The sequence below is a fragment of the Bordetella genomosp. 11 genome (assembly GCF_002261215.1).
Classification (GTDB): domain Bacteria; phylum Pseudomonadota; class Gammaproteobacteria; order Burkholderiales; family Burkholderiaceae_B; genus Bordetella_C.
In genome coordinates this window covers 1,361,088-1,382,658 of record NZ_NEVS01000004.1, presented here as the reverse complement: position 1 = coordinate 1,382,658, position 21,571 = coordinate 1,361,088, and the positions used below count along the sequence as shown (strand labels likewise).

Annotated in this window: 22 protein-coding genes; 18 read left to right on the top strand and 4 right to left on the bottom strand. The window is 66.2% G+C overall.

Translation table 11 applies throughout. The annotated features are described in order from the left end of the window. The first annotated feature begins 46 nt into the window (after nt 1-46). The 4 genes from CAL28_RS13850 to cynS all read left to right on the top strand — a co-directional run bounded on the left by CAL28_RS13850 (nt 47) and on the right by cynS (nt 3,788). Nucleotides 47-1,441, top strand: coding sequence for a CmpA/NrtA family ABC transporter substrate-binding protein (locus tag CAL28_RS13850; protein ID WP_094841926.1), 1,395 nt, complete (start codon nt 47-49; stop codon nt 1,439-1,441). Nucleotides 1,442-1,454: 13 nt separating this feature from the next. Continuing rightward, complete coding sequence (gene ntrB, locus CAL28_RS13845; RefSeq protein ID WP_094841925.1) at nt 1,455-2,324, top strand: nitrate ABC transporter permease; 870 nt, start codon at nt 1,455-1,457, stop codon at nt 2,322-2,324. Further along, nucleotides 2,314-3,237 carry an ABC transporter ATP-binding protein gene (locus CAL28_RS13840; protein ID WP_254926118.1) on the top strand — a complete coding sequence of 308 codons (924 nt, stop codon included), beginning with the start codon at nt 2,314-2,316 and terminating at the stop codon, nt 3,235-3,237. Before ntrB ends, CAL28_RS13840 begins: the two co-directional genes overlap by 11 nt. A gap of 101 nt (nt 3,238-3,338) precedes the next feature. Beyond that, complete coding sequence (gene cynS / locus CAL28_RS13835) at nt 3,339-3,788, top strand: cyanase (protein ID WP_094841923.1); 450 nt, start codon at nt 3,339-3,341, stop codon at nt 3,786-3,788. Between the two features lie 36 nt (nt 3,789-3,824). Here the strand turns inward: cynS and CAL28_RS13830 are convergent, their stop codons facing one another. Together CAL28_RS13830 and CAL28_RS13825 are read right to left on the bottom strand one after the other, a co-directional pair. Then, on the bottom strand, nt 3,825-4,079 hold the full coding sequence (locus CAL28_RS13830; RefSeq protein WP_094841922.1) for a hypothetical protein: 255 nt from the start codon (nt 4,077-4,079) through the stop codon (nt 3,825-3,827). A gap of 89 nt (nt 4,080-4,168) precedes the next feature. Beyond that, a complete protein-coding gene (locus CAL28_RS13825) occupies nt 4,169-5,731 on the bottom strand; it encodes a winged helix-turn-helix domain-containing tetratricopeptide repeat protein (RefSeq protein ID WP_094841921.1) in 1,563 nt (520 codons plus the stop codon). 146 nt (nt 5,732-5,877) lie between these two features. Here CAL28_RS13825 and CAL28_RS13820 point away from each other — a divergent pair, with 146 nt between their 5' ends. The 13 genes from CAL28_RS13820 to CAL28_RS13760 all read left to right on the top strand — a co-directional run bounded on the left by CAL28_RS13820 (nt 5,878) and on the right by CAL28_RS13760 (nt 18,201). Beyond that, complete coding sequence (locus tag CAL28_RS13820) at nt 5,878-6,636, top strand: SDR family oxidoreductase (RefSeq protein ID WP_094841920.1); 759 nt, start codon at nt 5,878-5,880, stop codon at nt 6,634-6,636. A gap of 100 nt (nt 6,637-6,736) precedes the next feature. Beyond that, nucleotides 6,737-7,198, top strand: a complete 462-nt coding sequence (locus CAL28_RS13815; RefSeq protein ID WP_094841919.1) for a cupin domain-containing protein — start codon at nt 6,737-6,739, stop codon at nt 7,196-7,198. A 224-nt stretch (nt 7,199-7,422) separates the two neighbouring features. Then, nucleotides 7,423-8,118 carry a GntR family transcriptional regulator gene (locus CAL28_RS13810; protein ID WP_254926117.1) on the top strand — a complete coding sequence of 232 codons (696 nt, stop codon included), beginning with the start codon at nt 7,423-7,425 and terminating at the stop codon, nt 8,116-8,118. After that, nucleotides 8,115-8,942 carry an ABC transporter ATP-binding protein gene (locus CAL28_RS13805; protein WP_094841917.1) on the top strand — a complete coding sequence of 276 codons (828 nt, stop codon included), beginning with the start codon at nt 8,115-8,117 and terminating at the stop codon, nt 8,940-8,942. Before CAL28_RS13810 ends, CAL28_RS13805 begins: the two co-directional genes overlap by 4 nt. Continuing rightward, nucleotides 8,939-9,706, top strand: coding sequence for an ABC transporter permease (locus CAL28_RS13800; protein ID WP_094841916.1), 768 nt, complete (start codon nt 8,939-8,941; stop codon nt 9,704-9,706). The genes CAL28_RS13805 and CAL28_RS13800 overlap by 4 nt, the downstream gene beginning before the upstream one ends. Before the next feature lie 107 nt (nt 9,707-9,813). Beyond that, nucleotides 9,814-10,803: an ABC transporter substrate-binding protein gene (locus tag CAL28_RS13795; protein ID WP_094841915.1), complete on the top strand. Its 990-nt coding sequence runs from the start codon at nt 9,814-9,816 to the stop codon at nt 10,801-10,803. Nucleotides 10,804-10,854: 51 nt separating this feature from the next. Next, nucleotides 10,855-11,859: an SDR family NAD(P)-dependent oxidoreductase gene (locus CAL28_RS13790; protein WP_217906616.1), complete on the top strand. Its 1,005-nt coding sequence runs from the start codon at nt 10,855-10,857 to the stop codon at nt 11,857-11,859. Nucleotides 11,860-11,883: 24 nt separating this feature from the next. Continuing rightward, on the top strand, nt 11,884-12,300 hold the full coding sequence (locus tag CAL28_RS13785; protein ID WP_094841913.1) for a PaaI family thioesterase: 417 nt from the start codon (nt 11,884-11,886) through the stop codon (nt 12,298-12,300). 313 nt (nt 12,301-12,613) lie between these two features. Beyond that, entirely contained in the window at nt 12,614-14,113 is a 1,500-nt protein-coding gene (locus tag CAL28_RS13780) for a class I adenylate-forming enzyme family protein (RefSeq protein WP_094841912.1), read from the top strand. A 25-nt stretch (nt 14,114-14,138) separates the two neighbouring features. Then, nucleotides 14,139-15,212 (top strand): ABC transporter substrate-binding protein, encoded by a 1,074-nt coding sequence (locus CAL28_RS13775; protein WP_094844599.1) that lies wholly within the window; start codon nt 14,139-14,141, stop codon nt 15,210-15,212. Then, complete coding sequence (locus tag CAL28_RS13770; RefSeq protein ID WP_094841911.1) at nt 15,209-16,549, top strand: acyl-CoA thioesterase/bile acid-CoA:amino acid N-acyltransferase family protein; 1,341 nt, start codon at nt 15,209-15,211, stop codon at nt 16,547-16,549. The genes CAL28_RS13775 and CAL28_RS13770 overlap by 4 nt, the downstream gene beginning before the upstream one ends. Continuing rightward, nucleotides 16,546-17,397, top strand: coding sequence for an ABC transporter ATP-binding protein (locus CAL28_RS13765; protein ID WP_094841910.1), 852 nt, complete (start codon nt 16,546-16,548; stop codon nt 17,395-17,397). The genes CAL28_RS13770 and CAL28_RS13765 overlap by 4 nt, the downstream gene beginning before the upstream one ends. A 24-nt stretch (nt 17,398-17,421) precedes the next feature. Continuing rightward, complete coding sequence (locus CAL28_RS13760) at nt 17,422-18,201, top strand: ABC transporter permease (protein ID WP_094841909.1); 780 nt, start codon at nt 17,422-17,424, stop codon at nt 18,199-18,201. On the opposite strand, the gene CAL28_RS13755 is transcribed toward CAL28_RS13760, so the two are convergent. Beyond that, nucleotides 18,156-18,974 carry an NAD(P)H-dependent oxidoreductase gene (locus tag CAL28_RS13755; protein WP_176463985.1) on the bottom strand — a complete coding sequence of 273 codons (819 nt, stop codon included), beginning with the start codon at nt 18,972-18,974 and terminating at the stop codon, nt 18,156-18,158. The genes CAL28_RS13760 and CAL28_RS13755 overlap by 46 nt on opposite strands. Before the next feature lie 85 nt (nt 18,975-19,059). Here CAL28_RS13755 and CAL28_RS13750 point away from each other — a divergent pair, with 85 nt between their 5' ends. Further along, the gene (locus CAL28_RS13750) at nt 19,060-19,953 is read left to right on the top strand and encodes a LysR family transcriptional regulator (protein WP_094841907.1); all 894 of its coding nucleotides are present in this window, start codon (nt 19,060-19,062) and stop codon (nt 19,951-19,953) included. Nucleotides 19,954-19,959: 6 nt separating this feature from the next. On the opposite strand, the gene CAL28_RS13745 is transcribed toward CAL28_RS13750, so the two are convergent. After that, on the bottom strand, nt 19,960-21,519 hold the full coding sequence (locus tag CAL28_RS13745) for an argininosuccinate lyase (protein ID WP_094841906.1): 1,560 nt from the start codon (nt 21,517-21,519) through the stop codon (nt 19,960-19,962). Nucleotides 21,520-21,571: the final 52 nt, after the last annotated feature.

Here is a 21,571-nt window from a genome sequence, read left to right as displayed (position 1 = left end):
ACCGCCCCATATCCCTTTCCCACGCTGCCCAGAGGACATCCTGACCATGAAACACGAGAACCCATTCCGGCCCTACAGCGCCGACTCGACATTGGGCGCTTGCAGTTGCGGCCGGCACGCCAGCCAGCAGGCCCACGAGGCGGAACAGCGGCAGTCCCTGGTCGAGCGGCGGCAGGATCCAACCCTGATGTCCAACGACTTCATCGAGGCCGCGGCGATCCGCGCCCTTTTCCCGGTCGACGCGGTGCGCAGGCGCTTCCTGCGCGCGGTGGGCGCGCGCACCGCGATGGCGGCGATCGCCAGTGTCCTGCCGATCGGCGATTTCCAGGCCATGGCCGCGGAAGCGTCCGGCCCGCTGGAAAAGAAAGACCTGCGGATCGGCTTCATACCGATCAACTGCGCCACCCCGCTCATCATGGCCGACCCGATGGGCTTCTACCAAGGGCAGGGATTGAATGTCACGCTGCGCAAGACCGCCGGATGGGCCCTCGTGCGCGACCAGGTACTGAACCGCGAGCTGGATGCCTCGCATTTCCTGGCGCCCATGCCCCTGGCCATGAGCATGGGCCTGGGATCGACCGCCCAGCCGACACGGGTGGCGACGATCCAGAACATCAATGGCCAGGCCATTACCCTCGCGCTCAAGCATCGGGACAACCGCGATCCCAGGAACTGGAAGGGATTCAAGTTCGCCATCCCCTTCGAATACTCGATGCACAACTTCCTGCTGCGCTATTACCTTGCCGAGCATGGCATCGATCCCGACAAGGACGTGCAACTGCGCGTCACGCCACCCGCCGAAATGATCGCCAACCTGCGCGCCGGCAATATCGACGGCTTCCTGGGCCCCGACCCCTTCAACCAGCGCGCCGTCTACGACCAGGTCGGCTTCATCCACATCCTGTCGAAGGACATCTGGAACGGCCATCCCTGCTGCGCCTTCGGCGTGCCGCAGGCGTTCATCGAACAGAACCCGAACACCTTCGCGGCCCTCTATCGGGCAATCCTGCAGGCGGCCGCAACCGCCCACAAAGCGGAGAACCGGCCGGCCATCGCCAAGGCGATCTCCAGCCCGAACTACCTGAACCAGCCGGAAACCGTGATCCTGCAAGCCTTGAGCGGCCGCTACGCCGACGGCCTGGGCAACGTCAAGAACGAGCCGGACCGGGCGGACTTCACGCCCCTGCCGTGGTATTCCATGGCCACCTGGATGCTGACGCAGATGCAACGCTGGGGCTATGTGAAGGGAGAAGTCGACTACAACGCCCTCGCCGAAAAGGTATTCCTGTTGACCGACGCGCGCACGCAAATGAAGCAACTGGATGAACCCGTCGACCCGGGCGCCGCCAACGGCTATCGCAAGTTCACCGTGATGGGACGCGAGTACGACCCCGCCGATCCGGCCCGCTACCTGAATGGCTTCGCCATCAAGCGCACTTGAAGGGAACGGCGCCATGAAACCCTCGACCCGGATCTCAGCCGCCTTGCTCAGCGGCCTGTTGCTGCTGGTGCTGGTCGGCATCTGGCAGCTCGCGACCACCACCGGACAGGCCGCGCACGCGCCGGCCATGACGCCGGAGCAGGCGGAGTACGCCGCGCTGATGGGCCAGGCGCCAAGCGCGGCGGGCGGCGCCGCCAAATCCGACGGATTTCCAAGTCCCGCGCAGTTCGCGCAGGCGGCCTGGACGCACCTGAGCCATCCCTTCTACGATCGCGGCCCCAATGACAAGGGCGTGGGGATACAGCTCGCATGGTCGCTGTCGCGGGTCGCGGGCGGCTACCTGCTCGCCGCGCTGGTAGCCCTTCCCCTGGGCTTCCTGATCGGGATGTCGCCCCTGCTGCACCGCTCGCTCGATCCCTTCATCCAGGTCCTCAAGCCGATCTCGCCGCTGGCCTGGATGCCGATCGCGCTGTACACCATCAAGGATTCCTCGGTATCCGCGATATTCGTGATCTTCATCTGTTCCATCTGGCCGATGCTGATCAACACGGCCTTCGGCGTGGCCAACGTTCGCCGGGACTGGCTCAATGTCGCCCGGACATTGGAAGTGGGCCCGCTGCGCAAGGCGCTGCGCATCATCCTGCCGGCCGCGGCACCCACCATCGTCACGGGCATGCGCATCTCCATGGGGATAGCATGGCTGGTCATCGTCGCCGCCGAAATGCTCGTGGGCGGCACCGGCATCGGCTATTTCCTCTGGAACGAATGGAACAACCTGTCGCTGACCAATGTCCTCTTCGCCGTGCTGCTGATCGGCCTCGTCGGCATGGCGCTGGACCTCGCTTTCGCCCGCCTGCAGAAAAAGGTGACCTATGTCGAATAACGCAATGCGGCCGGCGGCGGCCTTCGTCGAAGTGGACGATCTCTCCAAGCGCTACCGGGCCGATCTCCCGCCGGTATTCGAGAACGTCGGCTTTCGCATCGAACGCGGCGAGTTCATCTGCATAACGGGGCATTCGGGTTGCGGCAAGAGCACCATCCTGAACATCCTGGCCGGCCTGGAAGAAGCCAGCAGCGGCGTGGTCATCGCCGGCGGCCGCGAGGTCAGCGGGCCGGGCCTGGACCGCGGCGTCGTGTTCCAGAACCACGCCCTCATGCCGTGGCTGACCGCCCGCGATAACATCGCCTTCGCGGTGCGATCGCGCCATCCCGACTGGTCCCGCTCACGCATCAGGGAACACGCGCAATACTTCCTGGAATTGGTGGGGCTGGGCAGCGCCGGCGAAAAGAAGCCATCCGAGCTATCCGGCGGCATGAAGCAGCGCGTCGGCATCGCGCGCGCGTTCTCGGTCGAACCCGGCATGCTGTTGATGGACGAACCCTTCGGCGCGCTGGATGCGCTGACGCGCGGCGTCATTCAGGACGAACTTTTGAAAATCTGCGCCGCGACGCGCCAAACGGTGTTCATGATCACCCACGACGTGGACGAGGCCATCCTCCTGGCCGACCGCATCTTCCTGATGAGCAATGGACCTCACGCGCGGCTGGCCGAAATCGTCCATAACACCCTGCCCCGCGCACGCACCCGGGACTCGCTGCACCACGAACCGCAGTTCTATCGGATCCGCAACCACCTCATCGACTTCCTGGTGCGCCGGTCGGCCGAGATCCAGGCCGAGGTGGAACACGGCGCCGCGCAGACCGGAACCACCCGCACGGTCAGTCCCGGCGCCGTGCCGGAAAACGTGGCGGACCTGGAATTGACCCGCACCGCCCGCGCCATCGGCACGGCGTGAGCGCCGGCCGCGTTGAACACGGTCCATGGCCGCAGCCCTTTCAGCCCCTTGTCCAGACACCCTTTTTCATTCACCCCGAAAGTCGTTTCCAGGAGTCTTTCATGATATCCAGCCGTACCCAAGTCACCGAAATGATCGTTTCCGCCAAGGTCCGCAAGGGACTCAAATGGGCGGATATCGCCAAGCAGGTCGGCCAGTCCAAGGAGTGGACCACCGCGGCCTGCCTGGGCCAGATGACGCTGGACAAGAAGCAGGCCGAAATCGTGGGCGGCATCTTCGAGCTATCGGACGAAGCCATCGCCTGGCTGCAGATCGTGCCGAGCAAGGGATCGCTGTCGACCGCCATACCGACCGATCCGCTGATCTACCGCTGGTATGAGATCGTCAGCGTTTATGGCAGCACCATCAAGGAACTGATTCACGAGGAATTCGGCGACGGGATCATGAGCGCGATCGACTTTTCGATGGATATCCAACGGCAGGCCGATCCCAAGGGCGATCGCGTCCAGGTGCTGCTGTCCGGCAAATTCCTGCCCTACAAGACCTATTGATCGCGGCGGGGCGCCGCGGCCCTGCCGCCCCTGGCGTTACACCCGGCCGCGCACCGACCAGTTTTCCGGGTCGATGCCGAACTGCAGTTCGGCGGCCGCGCGGGCGGCCGCCGCGTTCCCGTACCAGTGGTCGCCTTCGACGGAACGCGTCCGGTACGAAAAATAGCGCACCAGCAACACGCCATACCCGCATCCTTCGATTTCCACGGCATCGATGGTGGGGAAATCCGCGCATTGCACCTGGGCGAAATAGACATAGTGCTGGTCGTCCGGATCGACGGTCTGGTCCATGGCCTGGGCTCCGTTGCGCGGGGACTGCGCCACGCCGTTGCACGCTCGATGCGCCGATTATGACGGACAGGACCCGTGCCGGCCATCCCTCAGGCCGGCAACCCGGCCTGCCGGAGGCCGTCGCGCAGGACAGCCAGGTTCTCGGGTCGATGGATCGGCAGCCAATCGCCCAGATTGGAGACACGCAGGTCCGGACTGGCCGCTCGCAATTGCGCCGCCGCAAGGCGCGCGTCCTCGATCTGTCCCTGCAGCGCGCGGCTGGCGCCGATGACCGCCAGCGCCAGCATGAATCCCGGCAGGTCGCGCAGGGCTTTTTCCGCCCATGACGAGGCCTCGTCGAAGCGTCCGGCGAAAAGATGCCCGGTGGCGATGCCGGCCTGCATCCGATACATCTCCGGATCGAGCGGACTCAAGCGCATGGCACGCGTGAAGAACGCGATGGCCTCTTCGGTCTCGCCGTGCCACAGGCGCAGGAAAGCCCCCAGAAACCAGGCCGACGACAGGTTGGGATTGAGAACCAGGGCCCGGTCTATGAGCGCGATCCCGCCCGCCAGCTCGCCCGCCAGGTGCGCCAAGGCATGGCCAGCCCGCGTCAGCGCGACGGCGTCGCCCCTGCCCAGATCGATGGCGCGGCGCGCCAGCCGCGTCCCCTCGGCAATGTCGTCGGTGGGATCGGGCATCCAGCCATTGATCTTGCGCCAGCAATGGCACCAGGCCGCCATCGCATAGGCCGATGCAAAATCCTCGTCGGCGTCCATCGCCTGGTGAAACAGCGGTAGCGCCCGGTCGATGCATTCCCGGGATCCCCGGTGCACCTGGGCCATGCCGCGCAGGTAGTAGTCGTAGGCGTCCAGGCTGTCGGTCGGCTTGTGCGTCGCGCGCTCGATTTCGACCTGTTCGAGCTGCGGCGCCAGCGACCCGACCACGCTTTCGGTGATCTGGTCGTAAAGCGCGAAGATATCGTCCAGCACGCCTTCGAACCGGCCCGCCCAGTGATGGGTGGAGCTCGCGGCGTCCACCAATTGGCCGGTGATCCGCACACGGTTTTCCGAGCGCCGAAAGCTGCCTTCCAGCACGTAGCGCACACCCAGCTCGCGGCCGACCTGCTTCACGTCCACGGCTTGCGCCCTATAGGTGAAGCTGGAGTTGCGCGAAACCACGAACAGCCAGCGATGGCGCGACAAGGCCGCGATGATGTCTTCCACCACGCCGTCGGCCAGATAATCCTGGTCGGGAAGACCGCTCAGGTTGACGAAGGGCAGCACGGCGATGGACGGCCGATTGGGCAGCGCCGGGCCGGCCAGGACAGCATCCATACCGGACGCATCGGCGCCATGCGCCAGCTCCACATTCCTGACATCGGCCACGAAGCGGAATCCCTTGCGGGGCACCGTCCGGATCACGCGCTGCTGCTGGCCGTTATCGCCCACCGCCTTGCGCGCCGCGTTGATGTGGCTCGCCAAGGTCGATTCCGAGACGATGCGCCCCCCCCAGACGACGTCCAGCAGGTCGTCCCGCGTAACGACCCGCTCGCGGTTCCGCGCCAGGTACACAAGCAAATCGAAGACTTGCGGCGTGGTCGCCACCACCTGGGACGCCCGGGAGAGCTCTCGCCGATCGACGTCCAACGCGCAATCCTCGAACACCCACATGCCGCTTCCCGCTCCCGTAGACGAAGACTCAAACCCAAAACAAGGGAAATACAAGGTTTCGCCAAAGTATTCCACAGGGCTCCCCGGCATAGTGCATACACCGGCCGCCATGTGGATGACCGGGACAACGAACGGAGAACGAAATCATGAGAATCGTCGTCATAGGCGCCAGCGGCCTGATCGGAACGAACGTGGTGAACCGCCTGCGCCGGGCGGGCCACGAAGTCGTCGCCGCGTCGCTCAGCTCCGGCGTGAACATCATCACCGGCGAGGGCCTGGCCGACGCGGTCAAGGGCGCCGACGTGGTCGTCGACGTGGCCAACTCGCCTTCGTTCGAGGACCGGGCGGTGTTGGCGTTCTTCGAAACGGCTGGCCGGAATATCGCGGCCGCGGAAACCGCGGGAGGTGTGAAGCACCACGTCGCGCTGTCAGTGGTGGGGGCGGACCGCCTGCCGGACAACGGCTATATGCGCGCCAAAATCGCCCAGGAGAACCTGATCAAGGCTTCGGGCATCCCCTATACCATCCTCCGGTCGACGCAGTTCTTCGAGTTCGTCGACGGCATCATCAAATCCAGCGTCGACGGCGGTATCGCGCGCTTGTCGCCCGCCCTGGTCCAGCCCATCGCCGCGGATGAAACGTCCGCGGCCGTGGCCGACGTGGCGGTTCAGCCGCCGGTGAACGGCATGGTCGAAGTGGGCGGACCGGACCGTATTCCCTTGGACGAACTGGCGCGCATGTATCTGGCCGCGAAACAGGACAGCACATATCAGATCCTCGCCGACGTCCATGCACGTTATTTCGGCTCGGTCCTGAACGACCAGTCCCTGGTTACCGGCCCGGGAGCGCGGATCGCCCCGACCCGCTTCCAGGACTGGCTGCGCGCCGCGGTGGCACAGGCATAGATCGCCGGGCGACAGGCGCGGCAATCCTCGCGCCCAGTTGCTCCGCGGCTGGGACCCACGCCCGGCCTCCATTCCCCATCATGTCGATCAAGGAAGAACCATGACTACTTCGAAAACCCTGGCCGCCCTGCTTCTGGCATCGGGTATTTGCGCCAGTGCCCATGCCCAGCATCCTCCCGCCGCCGGCGCCCATGCGGCCGGCGCGGGTTCCGCCCATGGCCAGCCGGCAGCGCCCATGGCCGAGGTAAAAGCGTTGATGACCAAACAGCTGGCCGACTACCCGGGCAAGGAAGCGACGCTGCTGGAAGTCGACTATCCGCCCGGCGCGGTGGATCCGGTCCACCGTCACGACGCGCATGCCTTCGTCTATGTGCTGGAGGGAACGATCGTCATGGGTTTGCGAGGCAGCGAACCGGTGACGCTGACGGCGGGCCAGACTTTCTACGAAGGACCGAACGATGTGCATACCATCGGTCATAACGCCAGCCAGACCAAGCCGGCGAAGTTCGTGGTCCTGCTGCTGAAGAACAGCGGCTCGCCGGTGCTGACGCCGGTGGAGTAAGGCAGAACCCCTTATGCCCGCAGGGGATATCCGTGGGCTCCAATCAACATTCCAGGAATATGCTTAGGGTAAATTCTTAGTTAGCACGAGGGCAGGTCATCCATAGAATGGAGGCGTTGTAGACGCACTTCACACCAACTGTGAGCAGCTCACAGTTCGACCGAGACCCTGCCAGCATGCTCGAAGCCCGGATCCACGTCGCACCTTCCCCCGCAAACTCCACCGTGAGTTCCGGCGAGGACGCGTACGACCGCATCCGGCGCGACGTGCTGTCTTGCCGGCTGGCGCCCGGCGCCGTCGTGACGGAACCCGAATTGATGTCGGCCTACGGCATCCGCAAGACCAGTTGCCGCATCGCGCTGGTGCGCCTGGCTCACGAAGGACTGGTGCGCTCCAAACCGCGCAAGGGCTACCAGATCGCGCCGATTACCTTGCGCGACGTCGAGGAAGTCTTCACGCTGCGGGTGCAGGTCGAACCGCTTGCGGCCAGGCTGGCGGCCGGCCGCGTGGACATCGACCTGCTTCGGCGCCTGGAAGCGGCCTGCAGGGTGACGCATCCGGTCCTTCAGCTGAGCGACCAGATCGATGTGTTCATGGACGCCAACAAGGCCTTCCACCTGGCTATCGCGGCCGCTTGTGGCAACGAGCGGCTTTATCGCCTGCTCAGCCAGCTGATGGACGAAATGTCCCGTCTGGTTGCCCTGGGCTTCGGCGTGCAGCGCACCAAGCCCGAAATCAAGCACGATCACAATGCCATGATAGAGGCGTTGGCCGAGGGCGATGGCAAGCGCGCAGAAACGATCGCGCGCCGTCATATCGAGACGTTCCAGGAGATGACGCTGGAAAAACTCTACGCCAGCCTGACCCAGACCGGCGCGGCCATTCCGGTCCCCGCGAACCTTAACGGGAGCGGCCGATGAACCGCGCTTACCTGCAACCCGGCATCGGCGCCAGCGCGGCGCCCGGCGCCGCCCCCGGCGCGAGCGAACCTGTTCCGTCGAGCCGGTCCGATGCCCTCGATGTTCGGCACGTTTCCAAGCGCTTCGGCACGCTCGAAGCCCTGCGCGATATATCGTTTACGGTGGGCAGCGGCGAGATCGTCGCGCTGCTTGGCCCTTCCGGCTGCGGCAAGAGCACCCTGCTCAATATCGTCGCCGGCCTGGAACCGCACGATGGCGGCGAGATTTTCCTGGCGGGTCAACCGCTGGCCACCTACGACCAATGGCGCCACATGGCCTACCTGTTCCAGGAAGACCGGCTGCTGCCCTGGCGCAGCGTGCGCGATAACGTCGCCTTCGGCCTGGAAGCCGGCAATGTCGGCAAGGCCGAACGGCACCGCCGCGCCAATGCCGTGCTGGATATGGTGGGCCTGTCGAGCTTCGGCGATTCCTGGCCGCACCAGTTGTCGGGCGGCATGCGCAGCCGCGTCGCGCTGGCGCGCAGCCTGGTCATCGAACCCGCCGTGCTGCTGATGGACGAGCCTTTCTCCAAGCTGGATCCGCAGACGCGCACGCAAATGCACGAAGAGGTACTGCGCATCCAGGCAATGAAGAACATGACGATCCTGTTCGTGACGCATGACGTCGAAGAAGCGGTCGTCCTGGCCGACCGCATCGTGCTGATGGCGCCGCGTCCGGGCCGTATCCGCGAAATCGACACCGTGTCGCTGCCCCGCCCCCGCGCGCCCACCGATCGCGACGTCGCCGAACACACCCGCCAGCTGCGCATGAAGGTGCACGAATGAGCAAAGCCCTGCGTGGCCTTGGATGGCTGTTCCTGCAGCGCGCGGCGCTGACCCTTGTCTTCGTGGTGCTGTGGTCGCTGGCCGCCTCCCACGTCCCGGCCTTCGTACTGCCCGGGCCGGAAAAGGTCATCCAGGCGCTGGTCAACCTGACGCATTCGGCCAGCTTCACGCACGATGTGCTGACCACGCTGATGCGCATCCTGATCGGCTTCGCGCTGGCGACCGTGGTCGGCACGCCGCTGGGCCTGGCGCTGGGATCCAGCCGCGTGCTGGCGACCTTCTTCGACCCGTTGCTGGCCGTCATGAACACGGTGTCTTCGGCCATTTGGGCCGTCTTCGCGATCATCTGGTTCGGCATTTCCAACGCCACGACGATCTTCGTGGTATTCATGACGGCAATGCCGCTGATCCTGACCAACGTCTGGCAGGGCTCGCAGAACGTCGACAAGCTGCACGTGGACCTGGCGCGCAGTTTCCGCATGTCACGGGCACAGATACTGCGCAAAATCTACCTGCCCACCATCCTGCCCTACTTCTTCTCGGGTGCCCGCCTGGCCTTCGGTTTCGGCTGGCGGGTGTCGCTGGTGGCCGAGACGCTGGGTTCGTCCGACGGCATCGGCTATCGCCTGCGCCAGGCGGCCGATCTCGTGCAGACCGACCAGGTGTTCGCCTGGACCTTATTGCTGGTGGTGCTGATGCTGCTGTTCGAAGGCGGGCTGCTCAAGCCGCTGGAACGCCGGCTGTTCCGCTGGAAGCCGCTTTGACGCGCGTGTGGCCGGATCGATACCGATACCGCCCCGCGCACGACCCGAATGCCCGAACCCGATTGTCGATCGCCCGCCCTGCAACATCACTGACCGGAGTCCACATCATGCCATGGAGAAAATCCCTCTTTGCCGCACTGCTGGCCCTTGCCGCGCTGGCGGGTCCGGGCGGCGCGCACGCCGCCGACAAAGTGCGCATCGGCTACTGGAGCAGCGGCGTCAGCCTGGGCTTCGGCGCTGTCCTGGAAGCGACGCCTTTCCTTAAGCAGCAGAACCTCGATGTGGAATTCTTCCGCTTCCCGGACGTGAACGCGCCGCTGCGCGCGCTGGCGTCCAACTCCATCGACCTGGCCTATGGCGCCCCGGCCGCCGGGGTATTCAGCAGCGCCGCCGAGGGCGTGCCGCTGAAGGTGTTCGCCGCCACCCAGCCCGCGGATGTGCAGTTCGTCGTGCCGGAAGGCTCTCCCATCAAGTCGCTGGACCAGCTGCGCGGCAAGAAGGTCGGCATGTCGCCGGCGGGCAGCTCCGTCGCCGTGATCGCCGGCGCCCTTCTGGCCGGCAACCATGGGATCAAGCCCGACGATTTTTCGCTGGTCGGCGGCAACGAGTCGCGGCTGGCGCAGTTCCTGGTGCAGAAGCAGGTGGATGCCGCCGCGCTGCGGTCCGTGACCGTGGCACAGCTGACCGACCTGAAGGTCACCCGCCTGGGCAGCTTCGCGGAGGAATGGCGCAAGCTCACCAAGAGCGATTCCGTGCCCTATATCGGCATCGGCACGGTACGCAGCGAATACGTGCAGGCCCATCCCGAGGTGGTCGCGCGCGTGCTGGCCGCCATGCGCAACGCCCTGGCCTGGGCCCAGACGCACCAGCCGGAAGTCATCGCCATCCTGCAGAAATCCGCCAACCTGCCGGAGAACGATGCCAAGGTCTACGCCGGCCTGTGGAACGACATGTACCGCATATCGTTCGAACAGGCGGACATCGACACCCTCAAGCGCGAGCACCAGGTCTTCACGGAAACCGGCGTCATCAAGGGCGCGCTGAAGGACGACCTGTTCGTCACCGGTCCCTGGCAGCAAGCGAAATCCATCAAGTAATCCGTATCGCGTCATCACGCTTCAAAGGAGACGATCCCCATGAGTAAAACCATGAAAGCCCTGGTCCTGGACCAACACGGCGGCATCGAGCAGTTGCGCGTCGTCAACGATAAGCCCGTACCGGCGGTGACGCCGGGGCACGTCGTGATTCGCGTGCGCGCCTCGTCGTTCAACTACCACGACGTATTCACCGTCCAGGGCATGCCGGGGATCAAGGTGCCGCTGCCGGTGGTGATCGGCCTGGATATGGCGGGCGAGATCGTCGAAGTCGGCGAAGGCGTCGAAGGCTGGAAAGCGGGCGACCGCGTGCTGGTCAACCCCCTGAACAAAGCCAAGGGCCTGATGGGCGAAATGCTGGACGGCGGTATGGCCGAATACTGCCTGGTATCGGCGGGCCAGCTGATCGCCATGCCCGACAAGGTCAGTTTCGATGACGCGGCGGCGCTGCCGGTGGCGTACGGCACCGCGCATCGCATGCTGATCACCCACAACACGGTGAAGGCCGGCGACAAGGTGCTGATCCTTGGGGCCAGCGGCGGCGTGGGCACCGCCTGCGTGATCCTTGCCAAGCAGCTGGGCGCCGAAGTCATCGCCTGCGCCGGCAGCGATTCCAAGCTGCAGGCGCTGAAGGAGCTGGGCGCCGACCACCTGATCAACTACCGCGAAACCGATTTCTCCAAGTGGGCCATCGGCCAGTACGGCAAGCCCCAGCGCCGCAACTACGAAGGCGGCGTCGATGTGGTGATCAACTTCACGGGTGGCGACACATGGGTGCCCTCGCTGAAGTGCCTGAAGCGCGGCGGCACGCTGCTGGTGTGCGGGGCGACCGCGGGCCACGATCCCAAGGAAGACCTGCGCTACGTGTGGAGCTTCGAGCTGAATATCAAGGGTTCCAACAGCTTCTATGACGAAAACCTCAAGGCCCTGCTGGACATGGTCGCCGAAGGCAGCGTCGATCCGCTGATCGATCGCGCGGTGCCGCTGGAAAAGGCCGCGGAAGGCCTGGCCCTGATCCGCGACCGCGAAGTGCTCGGCAAGGTCATCGTCAATCCCTGAACACCATCGAATACGGAATCTCTCATGACCGAAAACGCTCTCCCCACCAAGGAAGACATCCAGGCGCGCCTGCTGCGCGGTCCCTATCACCAGTGGCTGGGCATCGAAGTCCTGTCGGTGGGCACCGGGGAAATCGAACTGAAAGCCAAGTGGCGCGAGGAATGGGTGGTCAATGCCGACAAGGGCTACACCCACGGCGGCATCCTGGCCGCGCTGGTGGACCTGACCGCCGACTGGGCCCTGGTATCGGGCACCGGCCGCGGCGTGCCGACCATAGACCTGCGGGTCGACTACCACCGCGCCGCGATGCCGGGCGATTTGACGGCCAAGGGCAAGGTCATCAAGTTCGGCTCCCAGGTCTCGGTGTCGGAAGCCCAGGTGTTCGATAAGGACGGCAAGCTGGTGGCCAGCGGCCGCGGCGTATATTCCACCGGGAAGTGATAACCCCCCCGAAGCGCTGCGCGCTTCCCCCCCAGGGGGGCGACGCTGGAGGACCGGCGGAGCCGGATCCTCGGCGTCCCCGATCGGCGGCATCTGTTTTTTTGGGTGGCGGAGTGGTGAGTTGTCCATTCCCGAAGCGCAGCCGCTTCCCCCAGGGGGGCGACGCTGGAGGACCGGCGGAGCCGGATCCTCGGCGTCCCCGGTCTGCTGCACCTGTTTTTTGCGTGAGGGTGTGGGGCCCGCGGCGCGCTTCCTGCGGTGGGGTGGTTGTTTCATGCGAGGCTGATGGCGGTTGGCGCCATGGATAAGTGAGATGCATATTCCCTATAACCTGGGCGACTTGATCGATCCTTCGGCGGATGCGCAGCGCATCGCGCTGATCGGCGTGGATGCCGAGCTGCGCGAATCGCCGTGTACCTATGCCGAGCTGGATGCGCTGGCGGAAGGTGTGGCGCAGGCGTTGCGCGAGGCGGGCTATGCCCCGGGCGAGCGCGTGGCGCTGCTGTCCGCGAATTCGGTGCGCTACGTCGCCACGGTTCTGGGCATCATGCGGGCGGGCCTGGTTGCCGTGCCGGTGAACTTCAAGTTTCCGGCGTCGACCATCGCTTATGTCCTGCAGGATAGCGGCGCGCGGTTGGCGTTCATCGACGAGGCGCGCCGTGCCAGCCTGCCGGACGGACTGCCGTCCGTCGCGATGGATAGTCCACAGTTCGACGATTTCCTGCGCCCGGGCAGGCAGGCTCCCTACCGGCCCGGGCCGGACGACGTGGGACTGATGCTGTACACGTCCGGTTCCACCGGCCGCCCCAAGGGCGTGCGCCTGTCGCATGCCAGCCACCTGTGGACGGTGCAGGCACGCCGCAAGGCCACGCCGCTGGACGACGAGCGCGCCTTGATCGCCGCCCCGCTGTATCACATGAACGCGCTGGCCCTGGCATTCCTGTCCGTGGGCAGCCATGCGACGACGGTGCTGCTGCCGCAGTTCAATGCGCAGGCGTACATCCGCTGCATCGAACGCTATCGCTGCACCTGGCTGACCGCCGTGCCGCCCATGATTGCCATGATGCTGCGCGAACGCGATCTGCTCGCCCGCACGGACCTGTCCTCCGTCAAGGTGATCCGCATGGGATCGGCCCCCGTCAGCGCCAGCCTGCTGGCGCAGATCCATGCCATGCTGCCCAATGCGCGGGTGATCAACGCCTTCGGCACGACCGAGGGCGGTCCCGTCGTGTTCGGCCCGCATCCGCAGGGGCTGCCGACACCGGCCACCTCGGTGGGCCATGCACATCCCGAGGTGTCGCTAAGGCTTGCCCCGGGCCCGGGCGACGGCCCCGACCAGGGCATCCTGCAAATGAGAAGTCCCGGCCTGATGCTGGGCTACCACCAGCGTCCGGACCTGGCCGAGCCGTTCACACCGGACGGCCACTACTCGACCGGCGACGTGTTCCGCCGCGACGCCGACGGCTTCTACTACTTCGTCGGACGCCGCGACGATATGTTCGTCAGCGGCGGCGAGAACATCTACCCCGGCGAAGTGGAGAAAATGCTGGAGCAGCATCCCGCCGTGCAGCAGGCCGCGGTCGTGCCCGTCGATGACGACATCAAGGGGCAAAAACCGGTAGCCTATGTCGTCCTGCGCGCCGGCCATACCGCTACCGCCGACGAAATCAAGCGCTATTCACTGGAGCACGCGCCGGCCTACCAGCATCCCCGCCATGTCTGGTTCGTCGATCACCTTCCATTGGCGTCGACCAACAAAATCGATCGCAACGAACTGCTGCGCGATGCCGCCGCCCGCCTGGGGCAAGCCTGAAACATCCCTTCTGCAAGGACTATCCATGCGTTTTTCCACTGTATGCGCCCTGGGCGGACTGGTCGCGGCGCTTGCGTCCGCGCCCGCCCTGGCCCTGGACGAAGTCACCGTCGCCCTGGCGATCCCGCCCGCCGTGCATGACGGCGCGCCCTATGCCGCCGCGGACGAACTGGGCTACTTCAAGCAGGAAAACCTGTCGGTCAAAACCATCGTGTTCCAGGGCGCCGGCGCGCTGCTGCCGCAGGTCGCCAATAAGCGCGTGACGTTCGGCTACCCGACATCCGAGCCGGTCATCTCCAGCTACTTCAACGGCAAGGACATCCTGCCGCTGCGCTACTTCTATAACGGCGTACCGGGCAACACCATGGAATTCGCCGTCCTGGCCGATTCGCCCGTGAAGACCCTGGCCGACTTCAAAGGCAAGGACATCGGCGTCGGCGCGCTGACATGGGGCACCATCCCGGGCGGCCGTGCCGCGCTGCGTACCGCCGGCCTGACGCCGGGCAAGGACGTCAACTATGTGGCCGTGGGCGCGCTGGCGGCGGGCTTCCAGGCGCTGAAGACAGGCAAGGTCGCGGCCCTGAATTTCAACAGCAGCTGGAACGACATGCTGGAAATGTCGGGCACGCCCATCCGGCGCATCGCCTATCCGCCCGTGTTCGCCGAAACGGCGGGCAACGGCTTCATCGCCCACGTGGACACCTTTCGCGACCATCCGGACCTGATGGTGCGATTCGCGCGCGCCTACACCAAGGCGCAGGTCGCCTGCGTGGCGAATCCCGAATTCTGCGTGCGGGCGTTCTGGCGCGCCAATCCGCAGTCCAAGCCGTCCGGCGACGAGGCGCAGGCACTGAAGGACCAGGCTACGCTGCTCAGCCGCCGCCTGCAGCGGGTGCTGTACACCCCCTCCGGACAGCCGCGCGTGCCGGGCTACTACGATCTGAAGTCCATCAAGGCCGGCATCCAGGCCATGGCCGCGGCCGGCGAGTACCCGTCGGCCAACGTGCCCGTGGAGCAGATTTTCTCGAACGAGTACATCAAGCAGATCAACGACTTCGACGCCGATGCGGTTCGCGCGCAGGCAAAGGCGGCCAAATGAGCACCACACCGGACGACGGCCAGGCCGCGCGCGCGGCACTGCGCGTGGAACCCGCGGACGCGCCGCTCGACGTTGCGCGCCGCATCCTGCTGAGCGGATTTCCACCCGGGCCGGTGACGGTGCGCGGCGAATTGCGGCATCCGGACGGCAGCCTGTGGCAAAGCGAAGCCACGTTCGACGTGGGCGCGGACGGCACGCTGGACCTGGACCGCCAGGCGCCGGTCGAAGGCGATTGGGACAGCGCCGATGCCATGGCGCTGGTCTGGGCCATGAAGCGCACGCGCGCGCCGGCAGAACCGGACCGCAGCGACGAAGTCGATACGCTGGCCATCGCCATCGATGCCGAAAGCCGTGGCGGCCAGGCGCGGGCGCACGCCACGCTGGTGCAGCGCTATGTCGTCGACGGCGTGACGCGGCGCGAGATCGCCGAAGACGGACTGGTCGGCACCGTATTCCGGCCGGCCGGTGCCGGCGCGCGCCCGGTCATCATCGTATTGAACGGTTCCGGCGGCGGCATTCCGCGGCAACGCGCGGCGCTGTACGCGGCGCATGGCTATACGGCGTTCGCGCTGGGCTATTTCAAGGCGCCGGGTTTGCCGGCGCATATTTCCCGCACCCCGCTGGAGTATTTCGAGCGCGCGCTGCACTGGACCCGCGCCAACCTGGACCCGGCCGGCGGCTTCGTCGCCGTTACCGGCCAGTCGCGCGGCGGTGAGCTGACGCTGCTGTTGGCGTCGCGCTTTCCCGACCTGGTCAATGCCGCCATCGCCTACGTGCCCAGCGCCGTGGTGCACGGCACGCTGCGCGCCGGCGCGCCCGGCGAGGCGCCGGATTCGCCCACCTGGACGTGGCAGGGCCAGCCCCTGCGCAACGTATGGCAGGACAACCCGGAGGTCGACTGGTCCGCCTTCGACCAGACCAGCGCCGACGGCAGCCCCGTGCGGCAGGCGGCCGCCTTCCATACCCCGCTGCGCCATCCGGCCTCCGTGGCGGCTTCCCGCATCGCGGTGGAACGTATCGCCGGGCCGGTCATGCTGATCTCCGGCACGGATGACGGCTTCTGGCCGTCCACGCTGTTCAGCGAACAGATCGCCGCGGCCCTGAAGCAGCACGACCATCGCTGGCCCGTCCAGCATATCTGCGGCCAGGGCGCCGGCCACGCCATCGGCCTGCCCAATGTGCCCACCACGCTCATCGCCAAGCCGCACCCGGTCGCCGGCGTCGTACTGACGGGCGGCGGGACGCCGCAGGCAAATGCGCACGCCAACCGGCAATCCTGGGACGCCGTGCAGCGCTTCCTGGCCGAGGCCGTCGCCCGGCATGGAGCGCAGGCATGAACGCCCACGCGGCACACCCCGATGCGCCAGCCTCCCATCCCGGCGCGACAACCGCGCAGCGGCAGGACGGATCGCCGTCCACCACGGCGGCCTTGAGCTTCAAGAACGTAGGACTGACCTATCCCACGCGGCGCGGCCGCATCCAGGCGCTGGCGGACATCGACCTGGACATCGCGCCCGGCGAGTTCGTCGCCGTGCTGGGCCCGTCCGGCTGCGGCAAGTCCACTTTGCTGAAACTGGCGGCCGGCCTGCTGCACCCGACGGCGGGCGATGTCCGCCTGGGCGGCGAAACGGTCACGCGCCCCAGCCGCCGGGCCGGTGTGGTGTTCCAGAAACCCAACCTGTTGCCCTGGAAGACCGTGCTGGACAACGTGCTGCTGCCGGCGCAGACCATGAACCTGCCGGCCGCGCCGGCCCGCGAACGCGCGCGCTCGCTGCTGGAGCTGGTGTCCCTGGGCGGCTTCGCCGCCAACTATCCCGGCGAGCTCTCCGGCGGCATGCAACAGCGCGTCGGCATCGCCCGCATGCTGCTGCCCGACCCGGACCTGCTGCTGATGGACGAGCCCTTCGCCGCACTGGACGCGCTGACCCGCGAGGCACTGACGCTGGAACTGCAGCGCATCTGGAGCACGCAGCGCAAATCCGTGCTGTTCATCACGCATAGCATTCCCGAAGCCGTCTTCCTGGCCGATCGCGTCGTGGTCATGTCCCCGCGTCCCGGCCGCATCATCGAAGACTACCGGCCCGACCTGCCCCGCCCACGCACCCTGGACACCCTGGGCGATGCGGCTTTCAATGCCGCGTGCCAGCACCTGCGCCGCCATTTCACCCACGCGCAAGCGGCCTGACCTTCCGATGCCCGCATCCTATCCATGCTGAAACGCCTAGACCTTACGTCCGTCCTCTATCCATTGATCAGCCTCGCCGTGCTGATCGCGGCATGGCATTGGTCCATCCGCGCGTTCGCCATTCCCGACTATCTGCTGCCGCCGCCCGGCGCGGTGTTCGGCGCCCTGTACGACGGCTTCGCCAGCGGCAGCCTGTGGCCCCATATCCGGGCCACACTGGCGGAATCCCTGGCCGGCTATGCCATCGGCTGCGGACTGGCCGTGCTGCTGGGCGCCCTGCTGGCGGAATCGCGCACCTTCGAGCGCTTCCTGTATCCGCTGCTGGTCGGCCTGCAGGCCATGCCCAAGGTCGCGCTGGGCCCCATCATCCTGGTGTGGTTCGGCTTCGGCATGTCGTCCAAGGTGGTGCTGGTGGCGCTGGTGTGCTTCTTTCCGCTATTCGTCAATACGATCAACGGCATCAAGCGCACCGATACGGAACTCCTCGATGCCTGCCGCGCGTTTTCCGCCAGCCGCGGCTATCTGCTGCTGCACGTGAAGCTGCCAGCGGCGGCCGGCGACATCTTCTCGGGCTTGCAGATAGGCGTGGCAATGGCGCTGATCGGCGCCGTGGTCGGCGAATTCCTGTCCGCGCAAGAGGGCCTGGGCTATCTGATCGCCTCGGCTTCGGTCAGCATGAGCCTGTCCACCATGTTCGCGGGCGTCGTGCTGCTAGCCGTCATCGGCCTGGTTGGTTCGATGCTGATGCGCCGCCTGCATCACCGCGTGGTGTTCTGGGAATCGCGCGGCGACGCCGACCGCTGATCGACATGGATGCCGAAGCCGGACCGGCCGGGTGCCAGGTCCGGCCGCAGCGTCAGCGCCGGGATGACATAGTCCCCGCCATTCTGCTTGCGGAAAGGAATGGGGGCGGTCTCCCGTAGGCTGTCCAGCCGCTCGCCCAGCGCTTCGCAGACCCGCGTGAAACCGGCCTCGTCGATGCGGTCGGTGCGGTAGATGACGTGGGGCGGCAGGACATCGAAACCCGGGAAGTACAGGATGCCATGCTGGATGGGGAACAGGATGTCGTCGATGGGGCCATTGATGCCGCGCGGTTCGTAGTGCGACTCCCACCCGCCCGCTGTCACCAGCAACATCGCCCGCTTGCCGGCCAGCGTGCCCTCGCCATAGCGGTCGCCCCAATGCGTGTCCGAGTGCTCGCCCACGCCATACGCGAAGCCGCAGGCATATACCCGATCCACCCAGCCCTTCAGGATGGCCGGCATCGAAAACCACCACAGCGGAAACTGCAGGATGACGACATCCGCCCAACGCAGCTTTTCCTGCTCGCGGGCGATGTCCTCGCGTTGCGTGCCGTTGGCGTATGCGCGGCTGGAATCCATGGAAGGATCGAAGCGCTGGCCCGGCATCCGGACCAGGTTGTCATCCGCATCCAGCTCGGACTTCCAGCCCATGGCATAAAGGTCGGAGACGCGGACCTCGTGGCCCGCGCGACGCAAGTGACGGACGGCGAAGTCCCTTACCGCGCCATTCAACGAACGCGGTTCGGGGTGGGCAAAAACGATAAACACATTCATGGGAAGACGCTCCATCGTGGATGCAGGAAAGATAGAGCTGTCCAAGCTATAGTAGAAATGAATTCTCGGAATTCCAGGTATTGCCATGGACAATTTCCTGCGCCGCGTCGACCTGAATCTGCTGGTCACGCTGGACGCACTCCTTACCGAACACAATGTGACCCGCGCGGCCGCGCGCCTGCACCTGGCGCAGCCCACGGTCAGCATCCAGTTGGCCAGGTTGCGCGAAATCTTCGGCGACCCCCTTTTGCTGCCGGGGCCGCGAGGCATGCGTCCTACCCGCCGGGCCGAAGAGCTGCGTGAGCCGCTGCGGCTGGCATTGGAAGCGCTGCGCCAGGCCGTGGCGCCATCGGAGCCTTTCGACCCTGCGCGGGCACGCCAGACCTGGCGCGTCATGGCTTCGGATTACGCGGAATCCACCATCGTCCTGCCCGCGCTGGCGGGGCTGCGCGAAGAAGCGCCGGGCACGCGCCTGGCGGTGCTTCAATTGATTCCGCCGGCATTGGCCCGCCAGGCCGAACGGGACCTGGATCTGGCCTTCCATATCGGCGAGGAGGCCCCGCCGGGCCTGCGCAGCAGGCTGCTGTTCACCGAACGTTATGTGTTGGCCGGGCGCCGGGGACACCCGCGGCTGAAGCGTCGTCCAAGCCTGGAACAGTTCCGCCGGCTGGATCACGCCATCGTGTCGTCGGATGGCGGCGGCTTCCAGGGCGTGACCGACAGCGCACTGGCTGAACGAGGCATGGCGCGGCGGGTTGCGCTATCCGTGCCCCACTTCCTGTTCCTGGTTTCAGCCCTGGCCGGCACCGACCTGGTCGCGATGGTGCCGTCCCGCCTGATGCGCGGCAATCCCGCGCTGCAAGCCGTCGAACCTCCCCTGGAGCTGCCCGGCTTCGACATGATGATGCTGTGGCACGAACGCGTCCATCGCGACCCGGCCCATCAATGGCTGCGCGACCGCATCGCCCGTTCCGTGTAAGCCTGCCTACTTCTTCGCCGGCAACGGATTCGCCACGTTGTCGAACGCGCGATCCAGGTTGTCCTGCGCCGCCGTCAGGCGATCGCGGGCGCTTTGCACCCAGGCGGTGTCGGCCGCCAGGCGCTGTTTGGCCTCGGCCAGCATGCGCGATACCTCGGCAGGCTGCGGGCCGCCCTGGCCCTTGCTGGAGGCAATCATGTTCTGCGCCGTCAGCACCTGGCGGAAGCGGGCCTCGTCCAGCGGCAGCTTGGCGTTCTCGGTGCCGTTGGCCTTGCCGGCCGCCGCGTAGATGCGCTGTGCCTCCGCATAGGGGATATCCGCGGGCTTCAGATTGTTCTGCCGGCCATAGGTGACCAGCTCAGACGCGAAATGATGGCCGATGCGGAACGGCACATTGGCGTCCCGCTGCAGCACATCGGCCAGTTCCGTGGTGGTGGAATAATCGGCATCGACTTCGGCCAGCGCGCGCTCGCGGTTCAGCACCAGCCCGCCCAGCATATCGTCCAGCTTCAGGTACATATCGGTGGCGGCATCCAGGGCATCCTGGGCCTGCCCGCGCTTGTAATCCGGCATGCCGGGCGTCACGTTATGCGCCACGACCAGGGCCGTCATCGCATCGCCCACGGTTTCGCTGGCCGCCAGGCGCACATCGTTCAGCGCGTAGGGATTGCGCTTCTGCGGCATGATGCTGCTGGTGCCGGTCAACTTGCCCTCGGTCAGCATCAGCCAGGGCTTAGGCTGGTGGTATTGCGTATGCACATCCTGGACGAAAGCGCCCACGCTCAGCGCCATCGTGCTGGCCAGGCTGGCGGCTTCCGCGCCGACGTCGATCTGCGAGAACTGCGCGGCATCGTAGGAGTTGTCGACCACGCCGTCGAACCCGAGCAGGTCGGCCAGGCGCTTACGGTCGATGGGGAAGCTGGAGGTGCCCAGCGCGGCGGCCCCCATGGGGCTGAGGTTGACCCGGGCATAGGCCTCGCGCACCCGGGCGGCATCCCGGTCCAGCACGCTGGAAAACGCCAGCAGGTAGTGGCCATAGGTGGTCGGCTGGGCTTGCACGCCATTGGTGTAGGCCGGCACGATGGCATCGGCGTACTTTTCCGCCAGCGCGTTGACCGACGCATGCGCCTGGTTCAGCGCCTCGTACAGATCCAGCAGGCGGTCGCGCAGCATGACGCGTCGCGTGGTCGCCAGGATATCCTGGCGGCTGCGCCCCGAATGCATCCGCGTGGCGTCCGGGCCGGCGATTTTGACGATCAGCGGCTCCAGCTGCAGATAATCCCCGGGCCGCTTGCCGCCCGGCTTATCGCCTTCCGCGATCACCTGGGCGATCGCCCGCGCCGTCTTCTGCCCGATATCGCGCGGGACGATGCCCTGCTCCACCGTCATCACAATGGAAGCCTTGTTGAACTGGCCCAACCAGAAAAAATTGTCATGCAGCCCGCTGGCGCCGCCATTCGCGGCATCGGCGCGCGCGCCGACCAGGGCCAGCGCCAGCAGGCTGGCAGCGGCAATACGTCGGAAACCGCCGCCGTAACGGCTGGCTTCGGGTTGGGCAACGGCCATGGGATCTCCTTCCTGTGCAGCGGGCCGGGCCGATGGCATGCCGGCCCGGAAA